Origin of the sequence: Prochlorococcus marinus XMU1419 (assembly GCF_017695955.1) — a bacterium.
Lineage (GTDB): Bacteria > Cyanobacteriota > Cyanobacteriia > PCC-6307 > Cyanobiaceae > Prochlorococcus_A > Prochlorococcus_A marinus_AD.
On sequence record NZ_JAAORO010000001.1, the window covers coordinates 398,808 to 424,854 of the forward strand.

The following is a 26,047-nucleotide window of genomic DNA, read 5'->3' on the forward strand; positions in this document are numbered from 1 at the left end:
ACTTAATTAACTTTTAATTCAACTATTCTTCCATCCTTAAATTTGGCTATTTTTTTTGCGCGATTTGCAACTTCATCTTCATGAGTAACTAAAACTATAGTTATTCCAGATTCATGCAGCTTGTCAAAAAGATCTAATACATCTTCAGTGGTTTTTGAATCTAGTGCTCCAGTAGGTTCGTCTGCCAACAAAATTGCAGGGTTATTGATAATAGCCCTCGCAATAGCAACTCGTTGTTGTTGACCTCCGGATAATTGGTTTGGACGATTATTCATCCTTTCTGAAAGGCCAACTTTTTTTAAGGCATTCTTACCCCGCTCTAATCTTTGTTCAGGATCAATACCAGCGTAAATCATCGGCAAAGTTACGTTTTCAAGTGCAGTTGCGTCTGATAAAAGATGAAATTGTTGGAAAACGAAGCCTAATTTTTGGTTACGTATTTCCGCGAGCTCATCATCAGATAAATTCTCAACAGGAATACCATTTAATTTATAAATACCGTCAGATGGTCTATCTAGACATCCAATAATATTCATAGCTGTACTTTTGCCAGAGCCACTAGCTCCCATTACAGCTAAATAATCACCTTTGTAGATTTCTAAGTTTATGCTATCCAATGCTTTAACAGTTAGATCCTCTTTCCCATATGTTTTAGATATATTTTCTAAACTCGCTACTTTCTTGGCCATTTATTGAAGAATTCTTCTAGGAAATTTTGTTTGCTGTAGCAATAATATCTTGTAAGAAAGGAGTTTCTGAAACTGCTGTATTAGCTAATTTAAAAAGAGGATTGGACAGGATTCCTCCTAGAGCAGTTACTGCGACACAAGTATAAAGTGCAATTCTCAAGGGAGGTAATCCTACAATTCCCCAATTAATTTCAGGATATGATTTGACTATTTCAGAAGCTTCCTGTGGTTCTTTAACTACCATCATTTTTATCACTGAAATGTAGTAATAAATAGATATAACTGAAGTTACTAATCCAACTATTACTAATAGATATTGATGATTTGCCCAACCTGCAAAGAACAAGTATATCTTTCCAAAAAAGCCTAACATTGGAGGTAAACCTCCAAGTGATAGAAGACAAAGGCTTAAACCTAATGTAATGAGAGGATCTTTTTGGTAAAGTCCTGAGTAATCAAGAATTCTGTCAGAACCAGTTCTTAGTGAGAAAAGTATTACACAAGAAAATGCACCCAAATTCATAAATAAATATGCAGCCAAATACAAAACAGATGCTGATAAACCATCTTGTGTGCCAGATACTATTCCAATCATTACAAATCCAGCTTGTCCAATAGAACTGTAGGCTAGCATCCTTTTCATTGAGGTTTGAGCTAGAGCTACAACATTTCCTAGAGCCATGCTTAATATGGCCAAAATGGTAAATAAAAGTTTCCATTCTTCGTCAAAAGAGGAGAAAGTTGTGCTTAATATTCTTATTGCAAATGCAAAGCCCGCTGTTTTTGAACCAACAGATAAAAAAGCTACTACAGGTGTAGGTGAACCCTCATATACATCAGGAGTCCATTGATGAAAGGGAACAGCAGCAATTTTAAAAGCAACTGTTGATAAGACAAATACAAGAGCTAGTGATGTAATGAAGGACGGCTTGTTGATAATCTCTAAACCTATTGTCTCTAAGTTTGTTGAACCACTTAATCCATAAAGAAAAGAGGATCCATACAAATAGACAGCAGCTGCTGCTGATCCAACAAGGAGGTATTTTAAGGCCGCCTCTGAACTTCTTGGATCTCTCTTGAGGTAACCAGAAAGTAAGTAACTTGCTACAGATAACGTTTCCAGAGATATAAATACACTAATTAGGTCAGTAGATCCACACAAAAGCATTGCTCCAAGGGTGGCCGAAAGAACTATCGCGGCAAATTCGCCAATTGGGCTACCACTCTGTTCTGTATAGCGCCAACTTATAAGTAGTGATACTAAGGTTGATAAAGAAATTATTGCTCTAAATGCGATTGCTAAATTATCAGAATTAAAGGACCCAAGAAATGCACTTTCTACAGGATTACTCCATTGCAATGCCAAACTAACAAGAGAGCTGCCAATTGATGAATAGCAAATTATTGGCGCCCATTTTGATGCAGTTTTTTCTCCAGCTAAATCTACAAGAAGTGTTCCAACAATACCCAATAAAATAAAAGCCTCTGGAATAATGGCTTGAGCATTTAGATTAATTGTAAAGATTTCGTTGGGCACTTTATTAAATTGGATTAAATTAGATGTTTGATTGTAAGGGTCTAAGAGTTAATCTTAACTTGATTATAATTTGTGAGTATGATTTTTGAAATTTTAAGAAGAAATTACTTGAAAAAGCTTCAAATAATCATAATATGCCCTAACTAAACAAAAACACCAATTTTTGAAATAAACCTTGGATCACACACTTGTTATTGTTGAAAGTCCCACCAAAGCAAAAACCATAAGAAAGTTTTTGCCTTCTAATTATGAAGTTCTCGCTTCAATGGGACATGTAAGAGATCTTCCAAAAGGAGCTGCTGAAATACCTGCTGCAGTTAAAAAGGAAAAATGGTCAAGGATAGGAGTTAATACAACAGAAGATTTTGAACCACTTTATATAGTTCCAAAAGATAAGAAAAAGGTTGTTAAAGAGTTAAAAGATGCATTGAAAGGTGCCACCCAGCTATTACTGGCAACTGATGAAGATAGAGAGGGAGAAAGTATTAGTTGGCATCTCCTACAAATACTTAAGCCTAAAATACCAACCAAGAGAATGGTTTTTCATGAAATTACGAAAAAGGCAATTAATAAAGCTTTAGATCAAACAAGAGAAATTGATATGGAACTTGTTCAGGCTCAAGAAACAAGAAGAATCTTGGATAGGCTTTTTGGATATGAATTATCTCCTTTACTTTGGAAGAAGGTAGCTCCCCGATTATCCGCTGGTCGTGTTCAATCAGTTTCTGTAAGACTTCTTGTTAGGAGAGAGAGAGAAAGAAGATCCTTTAAAAAAGCTAGTTATTGGGGGATTAAAGCTTCCCTAGTAAAAGATAATGTTACTTTCGAAACTAAATTATTCAGTTTAAACGGTCAAAGAATTTCTAACGGTTCCGATTTCGATGAACAGACCGGTAAATTAAAAGAAGGAAATAAATCTTTAACAATTGGAGAAGAACAAGTAAACGATTTATTGAAGATTTTCTCCTCTAAGGATTGGTTAGTCTCAAAAATTGAAAAAAAACCATCTACTCGTAAGCCAGTTCCTCCATTTACAACTAGTACATTACAACAAGAAGCAAATAGGAAGCTTCGTTTGTCTGCCAGAGAAACTATGAGATGTGCACAAGGGCTATATGAGAGAGGTTTCATAACTTATATGAGAACTGATTCAGTTCATCTCTCCGAACAAGCCACAAGAGCTGCTAGAGAGTGTGTCAGTTCTATGTATGGAAGAGAATATTTATCAAACTCACCAAGACAATTTAATTCAACTGCAAGAAATGCTCAAGAAGCACATGAAGCTATTAGGCCGGCAGGTGAGGTATTTAAAACACCAAAGGAAACTAATCTAACTGGTAGAGACTTATCACTTTACGATTTAATTTGGAAAAGAACTGTTGCCAGTCAAATGGCAGAAGCCAGGTTAACAATGATTAATGCTGAAATTAGCGTAGGGGATGGATTATTTAAATCGAGCGGGAAAAGTATTGATTTCGCAGGATTTTTCAGAGCTTATGTTGAGGGAAGTGATGATCCAAGTTCATCCCTTGAACAAAAAGAAATTATTCTCCCAAACTTAACAACTGGAACATGTCTTGAAGTTACTAATAAGGAATCTACTTTTCATGAAACTAAACCTCCTGCAAGATATACAGAGGCTGCATTAGTTAAGGTTCTTGAAAAAGAAGGGATTGGAAGACCTTCTACCTATGCCAGCATTATTGGGACCATAGTTGATAGAGGTTATGCGAATATATCTTCCAATACTTTGGCTCCAACGTTTACAGCTTTTGCTGTTACTGCTCTATTAGAAGAACATTTTCCTGATCTGGTTGATACTACTTTTACCGCAAAAATGGAATCTTCATTGGATGAGATATCTTCAGGCAATCTTGAGTGGCTACCATACCTCGAAACTTTCTATAAAGGCAAAAATGGTTTGGAGGTAAAGGTTCAGAAAACAGAGGGTGATATTGATGGTAAAGCTTATAGACAAGTTGATTTCGAAGACCTTCCTTGCGTAGTCAGAATAGGCTCTAACGGACCTTGGCTAGAGGGTACAAAAATTGATGAATCTGGTAATGAAATTCAGGCTAAAGGTAATCTTCCAATGGATATTACTCCTGGAGATTTAGACATAAAACAAGTTGATCAAATCTTGAGTGGCCCATCGGATCTTGGAACTGATCCAAAAACTGGGGAAAAAGTCTTTTTAAGATTTGGCCCTTATGGACCCTACGTTCAATTGGGAAATAATGATCAAGATAAAGCTAAACCAAGAAGAGCTTCATTACCCAAAGAGCTGAAAACTGATGATCTAACTCTAGATGAGGCTCTTGTACTTTTAAGTTTGCCTAGATTGTTAGGAGTTCATCCTGAAGGAGGAGTTGTTGAGGCTGATAGAGGAAGATTTGGCCCTTATATCAAATGGATTAAAAATGAAAATGAATCTGAAAACAGATCCCTAAAGAAAGAGGATGATGTTTTTACAGTTGATATAGAACGAGCATTAGAAATTCTTGCGATGCCAAAAATGGGTAGAGGTGGTCAAGAGGTACTTAAAGACTTTGGAAAACCGAAAGAATTTAAAGAAAAAATTCAAATATTAAATGGAAGATATGGCGTCTATTTAAAATGTGGCAAAACTAATGTTTCGATTGCCAAAGATACTGACATCGAAAAATTTACCATTGATGACGCAGTATCTCTTTTAGAAGAAAAACTAAAAGATAAAAAAGGCGCAATTTTAAAAAAAACAAAGATTAGTAATAAAAAAACTACTAGGAACAAGAAAAGTTAGAAAAAATATGATTTTTAAAAAAAAAGAATTTTTTTTATTAATTTTTTTAATTTTCTTGCAATCATGTTCTGGAGGGAGGATTGGAAATTTTCTTGAAAGTAGTTTTAATGATTTAGAAAAAACAAGCAAAAATGAAGATTTACAAAATAACTTATTAAATAAAAACGATATAAATTTAGAAAAAGAAAACAAAAAATTTGGTGATAAAAAAAATAAAAAAATTAAAAAAGTAGAAAAGCCAAAAAATGTTCCAGAAAATAAAAACGATATAAATTTAGAAAAAGAAAACAAAAAATTTGGTGATAAAAAAAATAAAAAAATTAAGAATCTTTCAAAAAAAAGAAAAATTGGGCTTCAATCTTACAAAATAATATTCATTTTAAAAGATGTAGATCCAAAAGATCCCACGGAAGAGTTAAGTTCCATATTGAGTAATTCTGAGGTAAATTTTGAAATAGAAAAGATTGAACGTATCTTGGATACAAAAAATAAAACTATGAATAAAAATTAATTAAAAATATTTAACAAAAAATGAAAATAACAACAAAAACTGAAGCATTAAATATTGTCGAGACATCTTATTTAGCATCTCTTTCGTCTTTATTATGGGTTGCATTATATTATCTGCCGATTGGGGGAGCTTTATTAAGGTTGATTTTACCCCTCCCAATGATCTTGTTGCACTTGAGAAGAGGAACTAAAATTGCATCTGAAGGACTTTTAATACAATTTCTACTTTTATTCATAATTATGGGTCCTGTTAGAGGAACTTTATTTTTATTTCCTTATGGGATCTTGGCTTTTTGGTTAGGTTGGTGTTGGTTTAAAGAAAAGAGTTGGAAACTTAGTTTAACTGGGGGAGTTATTATTGGAACCCTTGGCTTCTTACTGAGAGTAATAGCATTATCTACGTTGGTTGGAGATAATCTTTGGGTATTAATTACTAGAGCTAGTTATGGTCTAATAGAAAAGTTCATTGGATTATTTAATTTACCTCTATATCCCTCAATTTTTACTATACAATTAGGTGCAATTTTATTGATAATTTTTCAAGAAATAGTTTATGTTTTAACTGTACATGTAGTTGCCTATTCTCTGTTTCCTAGATTTAAATTAACCATCCCAGATCCTCCAAGATTATTAAATAGCTTAGTTGATTTTAATAATTAAAAAAGTAAGAATGTACAGTACAGAATTAGGGATAAATTTTTTTGGTAATGAATCCAATAAAAAAAGAAAACTTAACAAGATAGAAATACTGAAAAAGAATATTAAAAATTTAAAAATTTTTCTTATAATTGCTGGCACTAATACATCTCAAATTCCAGGAATTTCCGCAGCAGGTATTAATGCAAAATCAAGGAGAACAACTGCACTCGCAGATGCCGAATTTTTGCTTGAGGGTGCTTCAAAAGATTATAAATATAAATTACCTCTTCTCAATGCAGGAGTAACTCCTGCCCTAATCAGTCATGTTTGTTCAAAGCTTATAAATATTTATCCAGTTATTGTTCCTATAGGAATAGGAGCAAAGCCTTATTTTAATCATTTGTTTGTAGAAGATAGAAATTTAGGCCCATCAAATTGTCTTACTACTGGTAAATCGATGACTAAAGAGAGAGTTTTAAATCTCTATGAAAAAGGTCTTGCGATAGGAAAATCCTTAAAACAACCAGTTTTAATTTCTGAATCTGTACCGGGGGGCACCACAACTGCTCAGGCAGTAATGGAAGCTTTTGGTTTGAAGGTATCTAATTTAGTAGGGAGTAGTTTATTTAAAGCGCCAAGAGAACTAAGAAGAAAAGTAGTTAAAAGAGGACTTTTCAATGCAAATTTTAAGGCTGATTTCGACTCTTTTGATGTTGTCGCCGCGGTAGGTGATCCTTTCCAAGCTTTCTCAATGGGTCTATTAATTGGTGCCAGGTTAGCAAAACAACTTGTAATATTGTCTGGAGGAAGTCAGATGTTAGCGGTCATTTTGCTTGTATTAGAATTTTTAGATGAAAACAAAGATGAATTTATTGAAGATGTTTTTATTGCGACAACTGGGTGGCTTGTGAAAGATAATTCTCTAAATGATTTAGTTAATCTAATTAATGAAAAATATGATGTCAAATTATTAGGTTTAGCCAGTCCTTTAAATTTCAAATCTTCAAAATACAAAGAATTGAGGGATTATGAATTAGGTCATGTAAAGGAAGGTGTAGGTGCTGGTGGAATATCATTGCTTGCTTTCTTAGATGGATTTAAAAATGAAGAAATAGTTTCATTGTGTCAACAAAATCTAGAAATGATGAAGGGCCTAGGTCAAATTGCTTTAGAGAAGGATTGCTGAATGTTTTTAAAATTTGCAACCAGAAGAGAATTTTTAAATTGTGGTAAGCTTTCGCTTTTATTTCTTTTAAACTCTTGCAGTAATTTACCTAATAAAGTAAAAATTGCATTACAAAATTCTTTTTATCCAGAATCTTTTAAAGATACAATTCCAAAAGATTGGAAGCAGGAAAAAATTAATTTTGAAAATATTCAGCTACAAAAAAATAGAAGCACAATTTTCAATTCTGACTTTACTTTAATAAATGATGGATGGATTTCTAGTATAGATTTTTCAGAATTTGAAAAAATAAATGAATATGCACTGTTCGAAAATTTGGACAAAAGATCGATAGATTTTTTGGGAAGTTTTAAACAAAATCAGAGGACTAAATTATTTCCTATTGGCGTAGTACCCTATACAATTATCATTAAAAAAAATAAAGAATTAATAAATTCAGCCAGAACATCTTGGGATTTTCTTCTTTCTAAAAAATTAACTGGGAAAATTATTTTTCCACAAAGCCCCAGAATAATATTGTCAATTGCTCAAAAAATTAATTCATCTAATTCTTTAAAAAAACTCAAAAGCCAAGCAATGTTATTTGATGATAAAAATATGCTTAATTGGCTGATTAATTCTGATGCTATTGTCGCAATAGTTCCTTATAGTCTTTGTTCAAAATATTTAAAAATAGATCCAAGGCTTTCTTTAGTTTTTCCAAGTCAAGGCGTACCTTTGATGTGGCATTTTCTACTTAGTCGATCAAATCTAAATAATGCAACATTAATTAAATGGATTAAATCTTTAGAAAATAAATCAATAGTAGATAAATTAGTAAGCCAGGGTTGGTATCTTCCATTCAATAATGATTATTTGCAAAGCAAATATAAATCTGAGATTTTCCCAATCTCAGGACCCTCTGAGAAATGTTGGGAAAATAGTTGGTCGTTTCCTATCTTGACAAATGAACAAAAAATTTATCTTAAGAATATCTGGAATGAGTCCTTATCCCCATAATCTTTTTGTAGGATTTTCATTTAATAAGTTATGAGTTTCCTTTAATAAATTTGGTATATCTAATTTACTAGGACATTTAGGAACACATTCATTACATTCTTGACAAAATGAGGAATTTTTTTCTTCCCACCAGTGGCCAGCTTTTCCTATTAAATTGTATCTTTCTTTTGAAAATTCTAATTGGCCATAACCAATAGATATATTTCTTAAACGAAGTATTTCTGGAATAGGCACTTCATTTGGACATGGGAGACAAGATCTACATTGTTCACATTTGGTTGAGTTTAATCTTTCATTAGAAACTTCCTCAATTTTATTCAGGGCGCTTTTTTCAAGTTTTGTAAGCTTCTCGAATGAGTTTCTAAGTTTATGCGCAAATTCAAAATCTTTTTTGCTTGTCGCCCCCAAGGATAAAGTTGTAATGCCTTTTGCTAGCAAAAATCGATATGCTAATTCTAATGGATGAAAAGGCTTAGAGGCCTCTATCAAAATATCACTTGGAGAATACAATCTACCGCCTTTATCAGCAGGGGATATTGCTAAAACTCCCATACCTTTTTTTATGGCTTCCTCTGCTAAAGCAATCTTAGATTGATCTAAATAATGTAAATGAAGACTACAAAAGGTAAAAACTTCACAGTTAATTGCATCTTTAATTAGTGAATAACTTCCGTGAGAACTAAAACCAACTTGATCAACTAGATTATTCTCAAGTATCCAAGATATGAATTTTTTGCCCTCTCCAGCAAGAACCCAATCTAGATGTTGTTTTAGATTGAGTCCGTGAATTGCAAGATTATTAATTTTCTCGCGATTTAAATTTTTAAGAGACTTTTTAAAATTATTTTTTAAAAAGTCAAAATCACCCTTTGGTAAAACTTTGGAAGTAATCACCCAATTTTTTTCTTTTATATGCTCTTCTATTGCTAATTTTTTTATTGAATTTCCAATAAGTGATTCGGCATCACCATAAGAGGGAGCTGTTTCTATATGGTTAATTCCTACATAATATGCATTTTTTATTATGCTATACATTTTTTCGAGACTTTCAGTTGCTCGCATTGTCCCTAAAGTAAATAAGCTAACTTTCGCCCCTCTACCAAATGATCTTTTTTGTGAATTAATAATCATCTAAATATGATCAATTTCTTTTTGTTTACTATTTAATTTATTTATAGTTGAAAATTATTTAAAGTAAATTAAAGTAAATACAAAATTTTGCAAAAATGTCTTTCTTAAATCTATGTTTACAGGAATAATTCAATCAGTTGGAAAACTAAGACAAGAAAAAAATATTTTAGAAATTGAAATACTAGATAATTTATTTGATATGGCAATCGGTGACAGCATAGCTGTTGATGGAATTTGTTTGACAGTTAAAGAGATTTTTCAAAATAAATTTACTGTTGATGTTAGTGAGGAGACATTAAAAAAAACAACTTTAGGAATAAAGTCCAACCTGAATCAGATTGTAAATTTGGAGCCCGCTCTTAGGGTATCTGACCGTCTAGGAGGGCATATAGTCAGCGGACATGTTGATGGCCTAGGGACGGTAGAGAATATAGAAAAATTAGAGAAATCTTGGCTCTTATCAATAAAGTGGAAAAATAATAATTTTTCAAAATATGTAGTTAATAAAGGGAGTATTTGTGTAAATGGTATAAGTCTTACAATCGCAAAATATGAGCAGGAAGGAGAAATTTTCACTATTGCGATAATTCCTCATACTTGGCATAACACAAATCTAAATAAATTAAATATCGGTGACAGCGTAAACCTTGAGGCAGATGCACTAATTAAATATGTAGAGAAATTACTTTTATTTAATAAAAATAGTAATCAAGATTTATCTTCAAATAATATTTCTTCCGAGTGGCTTAAAGAAAACGGTTGGTAAAAAATATTTTTTAATTTAATGGAATCAGATAAATTGTTTTTGATTCTTTTTTAAGATCGATTTTAAATTCCTGTCCAGGTTCTAGACCTAATTTTTTGGTGTAGGCATGACCAATTAATAGGTTTCCATTACCATGAACTTTAGTTTTGAATTCTGTCTGTCTGCCTCTTGAAGCTCTATTACCATTTTTCCCCTGACGACCATTTCCTATTTTGTAACCCTTAGCTTCAATAAGAGCTTTATAAAAACTTTTTCTTAATATTCTTCCGCTAGGACCTACGTAACCACAACCTTTTGCTATCTCATCTTCAGATTTTTTACTTAATAATTTTGCTTTTTCAAGAAGTTCTTTTCCTTCTAGCATTATCTAACAAATTTCTAATTATATATTCTTACTAAAAAGGAGAACTGTGGCAATATAAATTAATAAAAAATATATTTAATTTTTATAATTTAGCTTTTTATAAAAGATACAAAATAATAAATAAAATAACCCATATTCCATCTACAAAATGCCAGTACAATTCAACAGCTTCCAAAGGGAAAATATTTTGACTAGTTATTCTTCCGCCCTTGATTCTCGATTGCCAAGCAATAATTAAAATCATTAAAGTACCTAAAGTGACATGTAATCCATGAAAACCAGTGAGAGCATAAAAAGTACTTGCAAATAAATTATCGGTTAATCCAAAAGGTAAATGAAAATATTCAAATAATTGACATATTAAAAATAAAATTCCAAGAAAAGCAGTAAAAAATAACCATTTTTGGGATTCAGAGTTTTTATCTTTTAAAAGTGCTTTGCCTGCTTTATGGAAAGTTGCACTACTAACAAGTAACAAAATTGTATTGAGTGTAGGTATTGGTAGTTCTAATTCATAAATAGCACCATCAGGTAATGGATTTACTGCTTTATAAGTTAAATAGGCAGCGAAGAATCCAGCAAAAGTCATTCCATCTGCAATTAGGAAAGTTATAAGACCAAACATTCTAAAGTCTTCATGTGTTTCAGCGGCTTCAGAATTGTTTTTTTGAATTTCTTTTGAGCTATCTAGAGTTGTCATATGTTTTTATTTTAGTTCAGAAATTTCTTTACCATAACCATATGGTTCTTCAACTAATGGAGCTTCTCCTTCCCAATTTTCAACTGGAGGTGGAGAAGATGTTAACCATTCAGGTGTAAGAGCATTCCAAGGGTTATCTCCAGCATCTTTTCCATTCCTCAAACTAAGGAATACATTTATTAAAAAAGGAATTGTACTTATAGCCATCAAAAGAGCCCCAAGGCTACTAATTTGATTAACGAACTGGAATTGAGGATCATATTCAGCAACTCTTCTTGGCATTCCATTTAAACCAAGCCAATGTTGAGGAGCAAAGCACAAGTTAAATCCAATAAAGGTAATGATAAAATGTAAAATTCCAAATTTTTCATTTAGCATTTTTCCAGTTACTTTGGGGAACCAATGATAAATTGAAGAGAAAATAATAAAAACAGTCCCTCCATAAACTATGTAATGAAAATGGGCTACAACAAAATATGTATCATGTACATGAATATCGAAAGGTACCTGTGCCAAAGCAACTCCTGTGATACCTCCAAAAACAAAATTTATAATAAATCCGCAAGAGAATAACATTGCACTATTGATGGAAATTTTACCTCCCCATAATGTTGCAACCCAATTGAAAAATTTTATACCTGTTGGAACAGCAATAAATGCCGTGGCAATAGTAAAGAACAATCTCATCCAAGGGGGCGTTCCACTCGTAAACATGTGATGGGCCCAAACTACTAAACCTAAAACTACTATCCCCATTATTGAAAAAACCATTGTTGTATATCCAAAAAGTGGTTTTCTAGCATGTACGGGAAGTATTTCACTAACTAAACCAAAGGCAGGAAGGACCATAATGTATACAGCTGGATGAGAATAAAACCAAAATAAATGCTGATAAACTACGACATTGCCACCCAAGACAGGATTGAAAAACCCTGTATTAGCTATGATATCGAAGCTGAGTAGAATTAAAGTGCCAGCTAATACAGGAGTTGATAAAACAACTAATAGACTTGTTCCAAGCATTGCCCAACAATACATTGGCAATTGCATAAGTTTTAAGCCTGGCCTTCTTAATTTGATAATGGTCGCGATAAAGTTTATTCCACCAAATATAGAACTGCCTCCAAGCAATAGAACGCTCAGAATCCAAATAATTTGTCCTGATTGAGGAGTAGTTATGCTCAAAGGTGGATAAGCAGTCCATCCAGCCTGAGCAGCACCATCAACAAAATAGCTTGCTACCAGCATCAAACCTGAAGGAGGAATTAACCAAAAAGCTACGGCATTTAATCTTGGGAATGCCATATCTCTCGCACCTACATAAAATGGAATTAAATAATTTCCAAAAGCACCGTTAACTACAGGCACTATCCAAAGGAATATCATTATTGTTCCGTGTAAAGTTAAAACTTGGTTATAAACATCTCTTGGCATGAAATCAGACATTGGGCTGGAGAGTTCAATTCTTATAGCGCTCGCTAAGGTTCCTCCTATTAAATAAAAGAGAAAACCACAAACCAAGTATTGAATACCAATTACTTTATGATCAAGGCTAAAACTAAAGTATCTAAGCCATCCTTTAGGTTGTAGACTTTCATTATTAGCTTTTTGTGGATCAATTGATATTGTCATAAATTTACCTCTGGTTTTTTGTTTTTGTTAAACCATTCGTTGTAGTCAGATTCTTCTTCAACAATTATCGAAGCTCTCATTCCTCCATGATATGGGCCACATAATTCTGCGCAAATTATCGGATATTTTCCTACTTTTGTAGGAGTGAAATTTAGGATAGTCGGTTGTCCAGGAATAATATCCTGCTTAATTCTGAACTCTGGTACCCAAAAAGCATGAATGACATCTTTGGATTCCATTTTCATTGATATTTTTTGATCAACAGGAACGTGTAGTTCTCCTGATATGAAATTGCCCTTGGGATAATTGAATAGAAATGCAAATTGCATAGCTGAAACTTCAATTGATAAATTATTTATTGCTATTTCATTATCAGAAGTCTGACTTATTCCAGCCCATATTTTTTCAGTGTTAGAACTCATCATTTCATGGTTATGATTTAGTTCTTTCATCCCTCCCATTCGGTCGTAGATGTTGTAGCTATATAGACCTATTAATAAAACAATTATTGAAGGGATAATTGTCCATACAATTTCTAAGCTTAAATTTCCCTCTAAAGCTATACCATCGCCTATCTGATCATTTCTTTTCCTAAATTTAAATAAGCTATAAATAACTGCTATTGTCATTCCTATAAAAATAATTAATCCAATAATGAAAAGAATTTTAAAAAGTTCATCGTAAATTGGTGCATTAATACTTGCTTCCGCTGGGAGCAAATTTACATTAAAACCAATCCAAAAAGATATAGCAAAAACGAGCGAAATAATTAGTATTAAATAAATGTTTTTATTTAACAATTGATTCCTTAAAAATTTGTATATATCCCCAAGATATTCAATTTTTTTAATCCTGCATCCTTTGTTAAAAGAAAAACATTTAAATTCACAACTTCTTAAGATTTACGAAATGAAAGGCGTATTATTAATAACTTTTTAGAGTTAATTGTCAGGGAAAAAAGATTAAATTAGTAAATTATTTTTTAAATTAAACATATTAATTTTTAATTAATGTTTGGTTTTTGAATCTAATTTATTATGCAAAATAATAGGTTTTATCCATTTGATTAATAACCAATTATATAAATCAAAATATCTGACAATTTTTAAAAGATTGGGAAGTCATAGCGTACTCGCACTTATCGCACTAATCGTTATTGGAGGTGCTACGAGAGTCATGGAGGCGGGACTTGCCTGCCCAGATTGGCCATTGTGTTATGGATCTTTTTTGCCTTTTAATCATATGAACCTAAGAGTATTTCTAGAGTGGTTTCATCGTCTAGATGCTTTTCTGGTTGGAATATTAATTCTTTTTAAATTTTCCCTTTCAATTATTTGGAAAAATGAAATTCCAAATTGGTTGCCTAAAACTTATTCATTATTACTTTTTCTAGTTATTGTCCAAGGATCTTTTGGAGCTTTAACAGTTATAAACCTGCTCGATTCATATACTGTTACTGGCCATCTTTTAATAGCTTTTCTACTTCTCATCACAACAATTTCAATAAATCAAAATTTAGAAAATGACGACATAGAAGAGCCATTAATTTGGTGGAGATTATTATTGCTTTTTCCTCTTTTACTTACTCTGATTCAATCTTTTATTGGAGTAAGGCTTTCATCAACTTGGTCAGCACATATTTGCTTATCTTTTAATAAACAATGTCTAATTCTAAATACTCATAAATTATTTGCTTTTCCAGTTGCTTTTTCAATTCTATTGATTATTGCTACTGCAATTTATAAGAGAAATTTGCTTAATGAAAATTGGAAATATCTTTCAGCACTTATTTTTCTCTTGTTTTCCCAAATTGCTTTGGGTGTTTTAAGTCTTAAAACAAATTTGAATGAACCTATTTTTATTATCGGTCATCAACTTAACGCCTCTTTATTTATTGCGATATTAACAACATTAATTTTTAGAAATCCTTTTACCAAAAAAGGCCTAGACCACTCCCTTAATTCTCAAATGGTTGGTATCAATTCATGAACAGTAGTAACTTAGAAAACTTTAACTATAATTCTCCAACTAGGGATGAAGTTGTACCTTCAAGAAAAAGATTAACTTTGCCACCTTGGCTTGAAGTAGCAAAACCTAGATTAATCCCGCTTTTATTGGCAACAACTTTGGGAGGAATGGCTTTAACAGAGGAATGGCCTTTGTCTTCGCCAAAACTTATCTGTACTTTAGGAGGAGGCGCTTTGGCAGCAGCAGCAGCAGGAGCTCTTAATTGTTTGTGGGAAATGGAATTAGACAAGAGGATGACAAGAACTAGCAGAAGAGCCTTGCCAGCTGGAAAGTTATCATCTGAGACTGTATTTTTAGCTGCTGTATCATGTACTTTGGCAGCTTCGATGCTTTTAGTAAGTGGTGTAAATTATTTGGCTGCGGGTCTAACTCTTCTTGGGTTATTTAGCTACGTCATTTTATATACAGTTATTTTGAAACCTCGTACAACTAAAAACATTGTTTTCGGAGGAGTTGCTGGTGCGATTCCACCCTTAGTTGGAGCATCTGCTGCCACAGGGCATGTAGGGCTTAGTGGTTGGTGGTTGTTTGGTTTAGTAATGTTATGGACCCCAGCTCATTTTTGGGCACTTGCAATTCTTTTGAAGGATGATTACGCATCTGTTGGTATCCCTATGCTCCCTTCTGTTAAAGGATCTGTTTTTACTGCCAAGGCGATTTCTCGTTACGGATGGGCAACAGTTTTAATGAGTATTTTGGGAGTCTTTGCTTTACCTGAAGGTGGTCTCTTATACGGAATTATGTTATTGCCATTTAATGGAAGACTTTTGCAATTAATAAATGAATTAAAGAAATCTCCTGATGATCTTTCAAGAGCAAAGTCTCTTTTTAGGTGGTCTATTTTATATATGTTTGGTATTTGTCTTTTGTTATTAATTTCCAGAACCCAACTATCCGTAGAATTTGAGCAGCAATCTATGCAAATATTTTTATCTATAATATCCCTGCTTAGTAATTAAATTAGATGTAAAATGTTTTTTAAGTAAGTTGTAAGTTTGATGAATTATATAAAAGTTCAAGGGCTCTCAAAATCTTATTCAGATATCAATGCATTAAAAAATTTATCGATGGAAATTGAAGCTGGCACATTATTTGGAATACTAGGTCCAAATGGTGCTGGTAAATCTACTCTAATAAAAATACTCGCTACTTTAATAGAGCCTGATAGTGGAGAAGTTTTTATAAATAATATTAATCTGATAAAAAATTCAAGGAAAATTAGAGAGTTAATTGGTTATGTTGCCCAAGATATTGCACTTGATAAAATCTTAACGGGACGAGAACTTTTGGATTTTCAATCAGATTTATATCACATTAACAAAAACAAAAAATTTGAAAGGATAAAGAAATTAATAGATCAATTAGAAATGAATGATTGGATTGATCGTAAGTGCGGAACTTATTCTGGTGGAATGAAAAGAAGAATAGATCTGGCAGCTGGACTTTTACATTTGCCCCAAGTATTAATTTTGGATGAACCTACAGTTGGTTTAGATATTGAAAGTAGAAATATTATATGGCAACTTTTGAAAGATTTGAGAAATAATGGAATGACCATCATATTAAGCAGTCACTATCTTGATGAAATAGATAAATTGGCAGATAGATTAGTAATAATTGATGATGGAAGAGTTATAGCACAAGGGACTCCTGCAGAGCTCAAAAATAAATTAGGGGGAGATAGAGTAACTTTGAAAGTAAGAGAATTTAGTAATCACGAAGAAGCAAAAAATATATGTCAAATTTTATCTTCAATAGATGGAATTAGTCAGATTATCATAAATGAAGCTCAAGGTTTCTCGATAAATTTTGTAGCAGATAAAGAAAAAGATTTACTTACGAAACTCAAAGTGGAATTGGCCTTCTCAAAGTTTGAAATTTTTTCTCTAACGCAAAGTCAGCCAAGCTTGGATGATGTATATCTTCAGGCAACTGGGAAAACATTATTGGATGCCGAAATTTCTATGGCAGGGAAAAGAGATCTTAAAAAAGAATCAAAGCAATCAATGCGATAAAAAACTTTTGGTTAACTAACTATAATGAATACTAAATACTGCTAATTATGGAATTACAACAGTATAATTTATTTTTTTTATATCAAGAAACATTTGCCTTAACAAAGAGGTTATTTATTCAACTAAAAAGAAGACCATCAACTCTTTTAGCAGGAATATTACAACCCATAATTTGGCTTTTTTTATTTGGAGCACTGTTCTCTAAAGCTCCTGAAGGTTTTTTACCAGGAGTTGATTCTTATGGGAACTTTTTAGGGGCGGGACTTATTGTTTTTACTGCTTTTAGCGGGGCCCTAAACTCTGGTCTCCCTTTAATGTTTGATAGAGAGTTTGGATTTCTTAATAGATTACTTGTGGCTCCTTTAACTAGTAGATTATCCATAGTTTTATCTTCTTTTTTTTACATAACAATCCTGAGCTTTGTTCAGAGTATTGTAATAATGGTTGTTTCATATATTTTGGGTTATGGATGGCCAAACTTATATGGTTTAGGAATTGTTTTTACAACACTAATTTTATTAGTTCTTTTTGTGACATCAATAAGTTTATGTTTAGCGTTTGTTTTGCCAGGACATATTGAATTAATCGCTCTTATATTTGTAATAAACTTACCTCTTCTTTTCGCAAGCACTGCTTTAGCTCCAATCTCTTTTATGCCAAATTGGCTAGGTTGGTTAGCCTCATTAAATCCATTAACATTTGCGATTGAACCTATTAGGACTGCTTATACAGAAACTATGAATTTAGATCTAGTGGCTTTACATGCCCCATATGGTGATTTAACTTGTAAGAGTTGTATATCAATTTTATTTTCCTTAACAGTTTTTTCCTTGGTTATCATAAGGCCTCTGTTAAATAGAAAGTTAAATTAATAAATTTATGCTTTTAAAAAATCATCTAATAGAAGTTTTTAAAAAAGCCTCTTCAGAAAATAACATTTTGCTTAAAGAAAATATTGTTCTTAAGTGGGTGCATAGATTTGGTATTGATTCTTTAAATGATTTATTAATCCATACCCCAGCTCTAAGGGAATATCAGCATGAAGAAGAAAATCAAGAACAAACTACTTTAATGTCTGAAGTCGATGAAGCAGAAAATCAAGAACAAACTACTTTAATGTCTGAAGTCGATGAAGCAGAAAATCAAGAACAAACTACTTTAATGTCTGAAGTCGATGAAGCAGAAAATCAAGAACAAACTACTTTAATGTCTGAAGTCGATGAAGCAGAAAATCAAGAACAAACTACTTTAATGTCTGAAGTCGATGAAGCAGAAAATCAAGAACAAACTAAACTTCATTCATCAAAAACTTTTGAAAACAAAGAAGAAACAAAGTTGGAATTAAATCGTCTAAAAACTTCTATTAGTGATGGAATATTTAGCAAAGATCAAAATTTTAATAATATAAAACAACTTTCTGATAACCAGAAATTACCATTGCCTAATATTAAAAATTTAAGAAAGTGGATTAATAAGGATAAAAAAGCAAGTTAAATTTTTACATCATTCCTGGCATGCCCATGCCACCCATTCCTGGCATACCCATACCGCCCATTCCTGGCATACCCATACCACCCATGCCTGGCATACCCATGCCACCCATTCCTGGCATACCCATGCCACCCATTCCGCCCATTGGATCTCCACCTGATCCTCCGGGGGCTGCGGCTTCAGGCTCTGGTATGTCAGCCATCGCAACTTCTGTTGTGAGGAGCATAGCTGCAATAGATACTGAATCTTGAAGGGCTAATCTTAATACTTTGGTTGGATCTAATATTCCTGAATCCTTTAAATCCTCATATTTTCCTGAGTTAGCATTAAAGCCTTTGTTAAGTCTTTTAATTTCAGCCACAACTACATCACCATTAAAACCAGCATTTTTTGCTATTTGTTTGGTAGGTTCCAAAAGAGATTCTTTAACTATATTTATCCCCGTTCTTAAATCATCGGAATATGTTTGACTTAAATTTAAAAGGTCGTCTGATATTTCAATTAAAGTTTGTCCTCCCCCAGAAACGACACCCTCTTCAATAGCTGCTTTCGTAGCATTAAGAGAATCTTCGATTCTCAACTTTTTATACTTCATCTCTGTTTCTGTAGCAGCTCCTACTTTGATAAGGGCTACTCCTCCGGCTAGTTTGGCTATCCTTTCGTTGATTTTATCTTGATCATACTCTGATTCAGTTATATTAACTTCTCTCTTTAATTTCTCTACTCGCGCTTTAACTAAATCTTTAGTGTCTTCGAAAGCAACAATTGTAGTTTTATCTTTTGTAATAGTTATTTTTTTTGCCTTACCTAAATCATCAATCGATACTTTATCAAGTGTCATCGATTTATCTTCGCTAATTAACTTAGCCCCTGTAAGAATTGCAATATCTTCCAGGGCCGCTTTTCTTCTCTCACCAAATAATGGAGCTCTTACGGAAGCTACATTCAAAACCCCACTATTCTTATTCAAAACCAAAGTAGTTAAAGCCTCTCCTTCGATATCTTCAGCAAGAATTAGAAAAGGTGAGCCTGACTTCTGAATTTCTTCAAGTATTGGAACTAGATCAACTAAATTTGAAATTTTTTGATCAGTAATTAATATTTTAGGGTTTTCAAGTTCACAAACTTGTCTTTCTTGGTCTGTCACGAAATATGGAGAACTATAACCTCTATCAAAAGACATTCCTTCAGTTATATCTAATTCTGTTTCTAATGATTGAGATTCTTCAACAGTTATTACACCATCAGAAGTAACAATATCCATTGCTTTAGAAATTATAGATCCAATTTCTTCATCACCTCCAGCACTAACTGTTGCAACTTTTTGGATATCAGAACCACTTAATGAAATACTTTTGGAACTTAATTTTTCTAGAACAAGAGCGAGGCCTACTTCCATACCTTTCTTTAGCTCGATAGGACTCGCACCAGACGCAATATTTTTTAACCCCTCCTGAACCATCTTCTGAGTCAAAATAGTTGCTGTGGTTGTTCCATCGCCAGCACTCTCTTTCGTCTTGGAGGCAACTTGTTCTATTAATTTCGCACCTAAATTAGAAATAGGGTTTTCAATCTCAATCTCTTTAGCGACAGTAGATCCGTCTCTTACTATATCTGGGGAACCAAATTTTCTCTCTATTACTACGTTTTTTGCTTTCGGCCCAATAGTAACCTTTACTGCATTAGCTACGAAATTTACACCTTTTTCTAGCGCTTCTCTTGATTCATTAGAAAAACTTAACTGTTTTGCCATTTTTATTGGATCTTTTATCTTATTCTAATTTCCCATAGAATCATTTTTTAGGGATATTTAATTAAGTGGGGAAAGCCGAATTTCTTTTAAATAAGACATACAAATTAATTCAAATAAGAGTATCTTAAAGATATGAATGAAACAAATAATCTTATTTTTACTCTTACCGCAATCCTCGCGATTGCTATGACACTAATATACTTTCCCTTAAGATTTTTCTTGACTTTAACTGCTAGAAGTCGAAGACTAAAACTATTACAAAAAATTAGAAGATTGAGAGATGAATTGGGTCAACCTTACGAAAGTACATAATTAAATACTCATACCTCCATCTATACTTATTGTTTGTCCTGTAATGTAACTTCCAGCATTACTAGAAACTAAGAATGATACTAAGTTTGAAATTTGAGAACAACTTCCTAATTTCCCTAAGGGAATAACTTTAAGAATATCTTCAGTATTAAGTTTTTCAGTCATCTCTGTTTCTATAAATCCTGGAGCTATTGCATTTACGTTTATACCTCTTGAAGCAAATTCTTTAGCGCAAGTTTTGGTAAATCCAATAACTCCAGCTTTGGCTGCAGAATAATTTGCTTGACCAGGATTACCAATTAATCCAACAACAGATGAAATATTAACGATGCTACCACTTCTTTTTTTCATCATAAATTTTGAAGCATATTTTGTACAAAGAAAAACTCCTTTTAAGTTTGTATTTAATACGTCGTCCCATTGTTCCGATTTCATTCTCATCAATAGTCCATCTCTTGTAATACCAGCATTGTTAATAAGGATATCAATGGTGCCATTGATTTTTATGATTTCTTCAAAAGCTGAACTGACAGAATCCTCTTTTGATACATCAAATTTTAATTTATGAGCTTTGCCTCCCGAATTTTTTATTAAATTTACAACTTCTTCAGCTTTTTCATCGGATGAAGAGTAATTAATAAAAACTTCTGCGCCTAAGCGACTTAGTTCTAAAGCAATTTCTTTACCAATTCCTCTGCTTGCTCCAGTGATTAAAGCAACTTTGCCTGATAATGAATCTGTATTGGACATTATGAAATTTTATAATTTTCAATCGTAGTACTATTTGTGTAAAGATATTGCTTTTATTTATAATTGTCTAGAAAATATTAAGACCTTTTATCGTGCACTTTTTAATACCAGCTGCAGGGAGTGGTAGCAGAATGAAAGCTGGAAAAAATAAATTACTTATTGATTTAGAGGGAGAGTCTTTGATTTATTGGACACTTAAATCTGTATTTTCTGCAAGCTCAATAAATTGGGTTGGAATAATTGGGCAGCCTAAAGATAAAGAATTATTATTAAATTCAGCAAAGGATTTTGGCAAAAAAGTTCATTGGATTAATGGTGGTGATACTAGGCAACAGTCAGTTTTTAATGGTTTAAAAGCGCTGCCAAAAGATGCTGAAAAAGTTTTAATACATGATGGTGCTAGATGTCTAATTAATCCTGAATTAATAGACCAATGTGCTAGGAAATTAGATGAAAATGAAGCTGTTATTTTGGCTACTAAGGTAACTGACACAATAAAGATAGTTGATAATGATAAATTTATTAAGGAAACACCAGATAGAAATTATTTATGGGCTGCCCAAACTCCTCAGGGCTTTTTAGTAGATAGATTAAAAAAAGCTCATTCGATGGCAATTGATAAAAACTGGAAAGTGACAGATGATGCTTCACTATTCGAAATGCTTAATTGGAAAGTAAAGATTATTGAAGGAACTTATTCAAATATAAAAATTACATCCCCTTTAGACTTGAAAATAGCAAAGCTTTTTGTGAAGAACTCTTAGTTAGTAAGGAATATCTATACTAAGAATACCATCATCGCCATTTAAGGTCGCTTCATACCCTAACGGGATGCATGCATTACCTGGTATGTGGCCTATGGGGAGGTCAAAAAGAATGGGAAAATTAAAATCTTTTAGTCTTTCAAAAATGCAGTTTTTTAACAAATCTTCCCATTCAGGGTCGCAGGAATCATTAGAAAAATTTCCGAATCCAATACCTGCAATTTTTGTCAGTATTTTTGTCATCCGAAGATAAGTCAACATGCGATCAATTTTATAAATATCTTCATTAATATCTTCAAAAATTATAATTTTCCCTCTGCAATCTGGGAAGTGATTAGTACCTATTAAAAAAGTAGCAATAGTCAAGTTTGAAACTATTATTTCTCCTTTAGCTTTTCCTCCTCTTAATGGGGTCCCTATTATGTCCTCAACATATCCTTCAAAAAGTAAATTCTTTAATCTCTTAATACTCCACTCTGGTTCTTTGAAAAGGCTTGTAACCATGGGCCCATGAGTAGAACCAATAAATCCTTGAGAATATTTAGATAGTAATAAAGAACATGTATCTGAGAATCCAAGCATTAAACCATTTCCCCAACAAGGATCTTTTTCTAATATTCTTGCCGAACCCCAACCTCCTTTTGCAAAAATGATTAGCTTACTATTTTGTGCTTTTTCCAGTTCTTCAAATCTAGTTAAATCATCACCTGCAAAATAACCAAATTTTTTTGAAAGAGAATTATTTTCATTAACTTCTAAGCCCCAGCTTTTTAAGATTTCAATGCCTTTTTGAAAATTTTCTTCATCATCAATAAAGGAGCCTGGAGCTAAAATATCGATTAGATCACCTTTTTTTAATCTAAAAACCATATTTAGAGTTTATGAGGCAATAATAATTCCTAATAAAAGGAAGCCTCCATAAATTGATTGATTTTTGAAGTGATTCCCAATATTTTTTATTGATTGCTTTTCTTCAGGAAATACCTTTAGTATATCTCTCTGCATAAAAATTGACATAGTAAGCCAAATAGGCCAAAAAATAAAATCCATTTGATTAATAAATCCGCATAATGCGAGAAAACTAGAAGTTAAAAAATAACAAATTTGAATAGTTATTCTTGTATTGTTCTGGAGATTAACAGCAGAACTATTTATCCCAATTTTGATATCATATTTTTTATCTGCTAAAGCATAAATAGTGTCAAAGCCAAAAGTCCAAAAAATAGTTGCTAGCCAGCAAAATAATAAAACAATACTATTTAAATTGCCTTCATTTGCTGCCCAGGGAATTAAGACAGCAAAACCCCAGCATATAGATAAGATTAATTGAGGATATTTAAACCATCTTTTGGCAGAAGGATAAATTAAGATAATAGGTAAAGCTAAGAAAGCAAGTGAAATGGAAATGATCCTTCCAGGTTGAGGTAGCGACAAAGTTAAAAAGAAACTACATAAAATTAAAAACAAAAGAATTAAATAAGCCGTTTTAATACCGATTTTATTTGCAGCTAGAGGTCTATTTTTTGTCCTGTAAACTCTTTGATCAATTTTTTTATCCCAAATATCATTAACCACGCAGCCTAATCCACTTACAAGTAGACCTCCCAGGATTATTCTTAGCAACATTAAAAATGTTGGATTAGAATCTGGCGTTAAATATAAACTCCATCCAGCAGGAATAAGTAAGATCATTCTTCCAGTCGGCTTATTCCACCTTAATAATTCAAAAAAAGTGCTTAATTTAATTTGTCTATTTTTATTTTGCATGTAACCTATTGTATATTTCATAACTTTAAATAATCTTACTAGTATCATGTGATTTCTATTCTTTAATTATAAATCTTGAGTATATTTATAAATGGATTAAAGATATCTGCATCTTATAAAAAGAAATGATACAGAAAAAAGATTTAAGATATTTTCAAGGAAAGCAAATTTTAGTAGCTTCGATAGATATTGGAACTAACTCTACACATCTCTTGGTAGCAGAAATTAATCTAGAGTTAAAATCATTTTCAATAAAATTCACTGATAAATCAACCACTCGTCTTGGAGAAAAAGATGAGGAGGGTAATCTTACTGAAGAATCAATACAAAGAGCATTAGTTACTCTTAAGAGATTTAAGGAATATTGTAAAAGTAATGGAGTAAAACAAATAGTAACTGCAGCAACAAGTGCAGTTAGGGAAGCTCCAAATGGTCAAGATTTTATTAGAAGAGTTCTTGATGAAACTTCTATACAAATAGAAATGATAAGTGGTTCTGAGGAAGCCAGATTAATTTACCTTGGTGTGCTGTCTGGTATGGCTTTTGAAGATCATTCTTTTGTAATTATAGACATTGGAGGAGGATCTACAGAATTAATACTTGCAGATAAAAAAGATGCAATAGCTCTTACCAGTTCGAAAATTGGTGCGGTAAGACTTAAGAATGATTTTTTAAATAAAGAGTCTATATCTTTAGAAAGATCGAGGTTTCTAAAAACTTTTATTCAAGGATCTTTAGAACCATCCGTTCGAAAAATAAAGAGTAGATCTACGGTAGATAACCCTTTATCTATGATTGCAACAAGTGGCACTGCAACTTCATTAGGAAATTTGATTTCATATGATTTAGGTGATTCTAAACAAAAGTTGCATGGTTATAAATTTAAAAGGGAAAATTTACAGAATGTATTGGAAAGACTAATTAAATTGCCAGTTTCTGAAATCAAGAAAATACCTTCATTAAGTGAGAGAAGAGCAGAAATCATTATTCCAGGCGCATTGATATTAAATACAGCAATGGAGATGTTGAACTTTAATGAATTAACAATAAGTGAGAGGGCGCTTCGAGAGGGTTTAGTTGTTGATTGGATGCTTCGTAAAGGGATTATAAAAAACGAGTTAAATATTCAAAGCAATATTAGAAAAACAACTATAGTTCATCAGGCCAGAAAGTTTGGAGTAGATAATACAAGAGCTGAGAAAGTTATCGATATTGCCTTTCAGATCTATGATCAGACTAAAAATATCTTTCATAGAGATAATGACCCTAAAGCTAAAGAACTTCTTTGGGCGGCTTCTAATCTTTATAGTTGTGGTAAATACGTAAATGTTGGTTCATATCACAAACACTCTTGGTACTTAATAAAAAATTGCAATTTGTTGGGTTATTCTGAAGCAGAAATAAACATTATTGCTTCGATAGCTAGATACCACAGAAAGACTCTTCCCAAGAAAAGACATGAGTCTTGGCAGAATTTAATATCCAAAGAAGATAAAACATTAGTTCTTGAAATGTCATTAATTCTAAGACTAGCAGCATGTCTTGATCAAAGACCTGACAAGGTAATCTCCTCAGTTCAAATAAAATTGCAGGAAAATATTCTTACATTTAAACTATTACCTTTAAATAAAGACCAGGATCTTATCCTTGAAAAATGGAACTTGGGATTATGCCGTAATGTTATAAAAGAACTAAAGAATTTGGAATTAAAAGTTATTTAGTTTTTTTAATAATTTCTTTTTTTGGATTTTGATCCTGAAGAGATTCTGAAAATAAATTAAAAATTAAAGATGAGGAAACTAGCCCAAGAATGCTTGAAATTAATATAAATATCCAGAAACCTAATGGACTTGTATCCATAGATTTTCTATTTTTATTAGTTTTTTTAGCCACTTCTTCAACTATTTCTTCTATCTTTATCTCTTGCTTCTCTGTATTGAATTCATTCATTATAAATTCTGTATCAAGTTTAAGCTTCTGTGAAATTCTACGAACCATTGCTTTAACAAATACTTTTTCAGGCAGCTCTTCTTCATTGCCTTCTTCAATGGCTTTAAGTTGATGAGATCCAATTTTTAAATCAGAAGCCAATTCTTCAATAGATTGATCTCTACTTAGCCTTGCCTCTTTAATAAAATTTCCAATTCTCTTTAATGAGGATTGTTCATTTTTTGTATTGTCTTCTGGATTAAATTTTATTTCTTTCAAAGCAAACAAATTTTTACTAATTAT

The 26,047-nt window shown here is 32.2% G+C and carries 26 protein-coding genes; 14 read left to right on the forward strand and 12 right to left on the reverse strand.

The annotated features are described in order from the left end of the window. Positions 1-2: 2 nt before the first annotated feature. Both HA151_RS02280 and HA151_RS02285 read right to left on the reverse strand, forming a co-directional pair. Positions 3-689 carry an ABC transporter ATP-binding protein gene (locus HA151_RS02280; RefSeq protein WP_209105900.1) on the reverse strand — a complete coding sequence of 229 codons (687 nt, stop codon included), beginning with the start codon at positions 687-689 and terminating at the stop codon, positions 3-5. 16 nt (positions 690-705) lie between these two features. Next, positions 706-2,226 carry an NAD(P)H-quinone oxidoreductase subunit N gene (locus tag HA151_RS02285; RefSeq protein WP_209105901.1) on the reverse strand — a complete coding sequence of 507 codons (1,521 nt, stop codon included), beginning with the start codon at positions 2,224-2,226 and terminating at the stop codon, positions 706-708. Between the two features lie 175 nt (positions 2,227-2,401). Between HA151_RS02285 and topA the strand changes: the two genes are divergently transcribed. Genes topA through HA151_RS02310 form a run of 5 tightly spaced genes read left to right on the forward strand, consistent with a single transcriptional unit; the run spans position 2,402 to position 8,342 of the window. Next, entirely contained in the window at positions 2,402-5,008 is a 2,607-nt protein-coding gene (gene topA, locus HA151_RS02290; protein WP_209105902.1) for a type I DNA topoisomerase, read from the forward strand. Positions 5,009-5,015: 7 nt separating this feature from the next. Next, positions 5,016-5,519, forward strand: coding sequence for a hypothetical protein (locus HA151_RS02295; RefSeq protein ID WP_209105903.1), 504 nt, complete (start codon positions 5,016-5,018; stop codon positions 5,517-5,519). A gap of 20 nt (positions 5,520-5,539) precedes the next feature. Beyond that, positions 5,540-6,178 (forward strand): DUF2232 domain-containing protein, encoded by a 639-nt coding sequence (locus HA151_RS02300; protein ID WP_209105904.1) that lies wholly within the window; start codon positions 5,540-5,542, stop codon positions 6,176-6,178. 10 nt (positions 6,179-6,188) lie between these two features. Beyond that, positions 6,189-7,343, forward strand: a complete 1,155-nt coding sequence (gene cobT / locus HA151_RS02305; RefSeq protein ID WP_209105905.1) for a nicotinate mononucleotide-dependent phosphoribosyltransferase CobT — start codon at positions 6,189-6,191, stop codon at positions 7,341-7,343. Then, on the forward strand, positions 7,344-8,342 hold the full coding sequence (locus tag HA151_RS02310; RefSeq protein WP_209105906.1) for a hypothetical protein: 999 nt from the start codon (positions 7,344-7,346) through the stop codon (positions 8,340-8,342). Here the strand turns inward: HA151_RS02310 and HA151_RS02315 are convergent. Then, positions 8,331-9,473, reverse strand: coding sequence for an aldo/keto reductase (locus HA151_RS02315; RefSeq protein ID WP_209105907.1), 1,143 nt, complete (start codon positions 9,471-9,473; stop codon positions 8,331-8,333). The genes HA151_RS02310 and HA151_RS02315 overlap by 12 nt on opposite strands. Before the next feature lie 112 nt (positions 9,474-9,585). Here HA151_RS02315 and HA151_RS02320 point away from each other — a divergent pair, with 112 nt between their 5' ends. Then, a complete protein-coding gene (locus HA151_RS02320) occupies positions 9,586-10,239 on the forward strand; it encodes a riboflavin synthase (RefSeq protein ID WP_209105908.1) in 654 nt (217 codons plus the stop codon). A 10-nt stretch (positions 10,240-10,249) separates the two neighbouring features. Here HA151_RS02320 and HA151_RS02325 read toward each other — a convergent pair whose 3' ends face one another. From HA151_RS02325 to coxB, 4 genes are all read right to left on the reverse strand, one after another. Next, complete coding sequence (locus HA151_RS02325) at positions 10,250-10,603, reverse strand: AbrB family transcriptional regulator (protein WP_209105909.1); 354 nt, start codon at positions 10,601-10,603, stop codon at positions 10,250-10,252. Between the two features lie 97 nt (positions 10,604-10,700). Beyond that, positions 10,701-11,303: a cytochrome c oxidase subunit 3 gene (locus HA151_RS02330; protein ID WP_209105910.1), complete on the reverse strand. Its 603-nt coding sequence runs from the start codon at positions 11,301-11,303 to the stop codon at positions 10,701-10,703. Positions 11,304-11,309: 6 nt separating this feature from the next. Next, positions 11,310-12,935, reverse strand: a complete 1,626-nt coding sequence (ctaD, locus tag HA151_RS02335; RefSeq protein ID WP_209105911.1) for a cytochrome c oxidase subunit I — start codon at positions 12,933-12,935, stop codon at positions 11,310-11,312. Next, positions 12,932-13,735, reverse strand: a complete 804-nt coding sequence (coxB, locus tag HA151_RS02340) for a cytochrome c oxidase subunit II (RefSeq protein WP_209105912.1) — start codon at positions 13,733-13,735, stop codon at positions 12,932-12,934. Before coxB ends, ctaD begins: the two co-directional genes overlap by 4 nt. Before the next feature lie 262 nt (positions 13,736-13,997). On the opposite strand from coxB, the gene HA151_RS02345 reads away from it, so the two are divergent. From HA151_RS02345 to HA151_RS02365, 5 genes are read left to right on the forward strand one after another with little or no spacing between them, the layout of a single operon-like run. After that, positions 13,998-14,924 carry a COX15/CtaA family protein gene (locus HA151_RS02345; protein ID WP_209105913.1) on the forward strand — a complete coding sequence of 309 codons (927 nt, stop codon included), beginning with the start codon at positions 13,998-14,000 and terminating at the stop codon, positions 14,922-14,924. After that, the gene (locus HA151_RS02350) at positions 14,921-15,922 is read left to right on the forward strand and encodes a heme o synthase (RefSeq protein ID WP_209105914.1); all 1,002 of its coding nucleotides are present in this window, start codon (positions 14,921-14,923) and stop codon (positions 15,920-15,922) included. The genes HA151_RS02345 and HA151_RS02350 overlap by 4 nt, the downstream gene beginning before the upstream one ends. Positions 15,923-15,961: 39 nt before the next feature. Further along, positions 15,962-16,978, forward strand: a complete 1,017-nt coding sequence (locus HA151_RS02355) for an ABC transporter ATP-binding protein (protein WP_209105915.1) — start codon at positions 15,962-15,964, stop codon at positions 16,976-16,978. Positions 16,979-17,025: 47 nt separating this feature from the next. Continuing rightward, a complete protein-coding gene (locus HA151_RS02360; RefSeq protein ID WP_209105916.1) occupies positions 17,026-17,850 on the forward strand; it encodes an ABC transporter permease in 825 nt (274 codons plus the stop codon). 7 nt (positions 17,851-17,857) lie between these two features. Next, complete coding sequence (locus HA151_RS02365) at positions 17,858-18,472, forward strand: glycoprotein (RefSeq protein WP_209105917.1); 615 nt, start codon at positions 17,858-17,860, stop codon at positions 18,470-18,472. A 4-nt stretch (positions 18,473-18,476) separates the two neighbouring features. On the opposite strand, the gene groL is transcribed toward HA151_RS02365, so the two are convergent. After that, positions 18,477-20,222 (reverse strand): chaperonin GroEL, encoded by a 1,746-nt coding sequence (gene groL, locus HA151_RS02370; RefSeq protein ID WP_209105918.1) that lies wholly within the window; start codon positions 20,220-20,222, stop codon positions 18,477-18,479. A 132-nt stretch (positions 20,223-20,354) separates the two neighbouring features. On the opposite strand from groL, the gene HA151_RS02375 reads away from it, so the two are divergent. Next, entirely contained in the window at positions 20,355-20,534 is a 180-nt protein-coding gene (locus HA151_RS02375; RefSeq protein ID WP_209105919.1) for a hypothetical protein, read from the forward strand. Here the strand turns inward: HA151_RS02375 and fabG are convergent, their stop codons facing one another. Beyond that, positions 20,535-21,284, reverse strand: coding sequence for a 3-oxoacyl-[acyl-carrier-protein] reductase (gene fabG / locus HA151_RS02380; protein WP_209105920.1), 750 nt, complete (start codon positions 21,282-21,284; stop codon positions 20,535-20,537). A gap of 92 nt (positions 21,285-21,376) precedes the next feature. On the opposite strand from fabG, the gene ispD reads away from it, so the two are divergent. After that, positions 21,377-22,048 (forward strand): 2-C-methyl-D-erythritol 4-phosphate cytidylyltransferase, encoded by a 672-nt coding sequence (gene ispD, locus HA151_RS02385; protein WP_209105921.1) that lies wholly within the window; start codon positions 21,377-21,379, stop codon positions 22,046-22,048. Here the strand turns inward: ispD and HA151_RS02390 are convergent, their stop codons facing one another. Together HA151_RS02390 and HA151_RS02395 are read right to left on the reverse strand one after the other, a co-directional pair. Then, entirely contained in the window at positions 22,049-22,918 is an 870-nt protein-coding gene (locus tag HA151_RS02390; protein WP_209105922.1) for an LD-carboxypeptidase, read from the reverse strand. 9 nt (positions 22,919-22,927) lie between these two features. Then, positions 22,928-23,836: a 4-hydroxybenzoate polyprenyltransferase gene (locus HA151_RS02395; protein ID WP_373922063.1), complete on the reverse strand. Its 909-nt coding sequence runs from the start codon at positions 23,834-23,836 to the stop codon at positions 22,928-22,930. Between the two features lie 104 nt (positions 23,837-23,940). Between HA151_RS02395 and HA151_RS02400 the strand changes: the two genes are divergently transcribed. Then, on the forward strand, positions 23,941-25,536 hold the full coding sequence (locus HA151_RS02400) for a Ppx/GppA phosphatase family protein (protein ID WP_209105923.1): 1,596 nt from the start codon (positions 23,941-23,943) through the stop codon (positions 25,534-25,536). Here the strand turns inward: HA151_RS02400 and HA151_RS02405 are convergent. Beyond that, positions 25,529-26,023, reverse strand: coding sequence for a helix-turn-helix domain-containing protein (locus HA151_RS02405; protein WP_209105924.1), 495 nt, complete (start codon positions 26,021-26,023; stop codon positions 25,529-25,531). The two genes, HA151_RS02400 and HA151_RS02405, sit on opposite strands and share 8 nt — an antisense overlap. Positions 26,024-26,047 lie beyond the last annotated feature (24 nt).

Excerpts from the sequence above, each read along its gene's own strand:
- HA151_RS02280 (WP_209105900.1), bottom strand. The coding sequence starts at position 689 with ATGGCCAAGAAAGTAGCGAGTTTAGAAAATATATCTAAAACATATGGG.
- HA151_RS02295 (WP_209105903.1), top strand. The coding sequence starts at position 5,016 with ATGATTTTTAAAAAAAAAGAATTTTTTTTATTAATTTTTTTAATTTTC.
- HA151_RS02300 (WP_209105904.1), top strand. The coding sequence starts at position 5,540 with ATGAAAATAACAACAAAAACTGAAGCATTAAATATTGTCGAGACATCT.
- cobT (WP_209105905.1), top strand. The coding sequence starts at position 6,189 with ATGTACAGTACAGAATTAGGGATAAATTTTTTTGGTAATGAATCCAAT.
- HA151_RS02310 (WP_209105906.1), top strand. The coding sequence starts at position 7,344 with ATGTTTTTAAAATTTGCAACCAGAAGAGAATTTTTAAATTGTGGTAAG.
- HA151_RS02315 (WP_209105907.1), bottom strand. The coding sequence starts at position 9,473 with ATGATTATTAATTCACAAAAAAGATCATTTGGTAGAGGGGCGAAAGTT.
- HA151_RS02320 (WP_209105908.1), top strand. The coding sequence starts at position 9,586 with ATGTTTACAGGAATAATTCAATCAGTTGGAAAACTAAGACAAGAAAAA.
- HA151_RS02325 (WP_209105909.1), bottom strand. The coding sequence starts at position 10,603 with ATGCTAGAAGGAAAAGAACTTCTTGAAAAAGCAAAATTATTAAGTAAA.
- HA151_RS02330 (WP_209105910.1), bottom strand. The coding sequence starts at position 11,303 with ATGACAACTCTAGATAGCTCAAAAGAAATTCAAAAAAACAATTCTGAA.
- ctaD (WP_209105911.1), bottom strand. The coding sequence starts at position 12,935 with ATGACAATATCAATTGATCCACAAAAAGCTAATAATGAAAGTCTACAA.
- HA151_RS02350 (WP_209105914.1), top strand. The coding sequence starts at position 14,921 with ATGAACAGTAGTAACTTAGAAAACTTTAACTATAATTCTCCAACTAGG.
- HA151_RS02355 (WP_209105915.1), top strand. The coding sequence starts at position 15,962 with ATGAATTATATAAAAGTTCAAGGGCTCTCAAAATCTTATTCAGATATC.
- HA151_RS02360 (WP_209105916.1), top strand. The coding sequence starts at position 17,026 with ATGGAATTACAACAGTATAATTTATTTTTTTTATATCAAGAAACATTT.
- HA151_RS02365 (WP_209105917.1), top strand. The coding sequence starts at position 17,858 with ATGCTTTTAAAAAATCATCTAATAGAAGTTTTTAAAAAAGCCTCTTCA.
- groL (WP_209105918.1), bottom strand. The coding sequence starts at position 20,222 with ATGGCAAAACAGTTAAGTTTTTCTAATGAATCAAGAGAAGCGCTAGAA.
- HA151_RS02375 (WP_209105919.1), top strand. The coding sequence starts at position 20,355 with ATGAATGAAACAAATAATCTTATTTTTACTCTTACCGCAATCCTCGCG.
- fabG (WP_209105920.1), bottom strand. The coding sequence starts at position 21,284 with ATGTCCAATACAGATTCATTATCAGGCAAAGTTGCTTTAATCACTGGA.
- HA151_RS02390 (WP_209105922.1), bottom strand. The coding sequence starts at position 22,918 with ATGGTTTTTAGATTAAAAAAAGGTGATCTAATCGATATTTTAGCTCCA.
- HA151_RS02395 (WP_373922063.1), bottom strand. The coding sequence starts at position 23,836 with ATGAAATATACAATAGGTTACATGCAAAATAAAAATAGACAAATTAAA.
- HA151_RS02400 (WP_209105923.1), top strand. The coding sequence starts at position 23,941 with ATGATACAGAAAAAAGATTTAAGATATTTTCAAGGAAAGCAAATTTTA.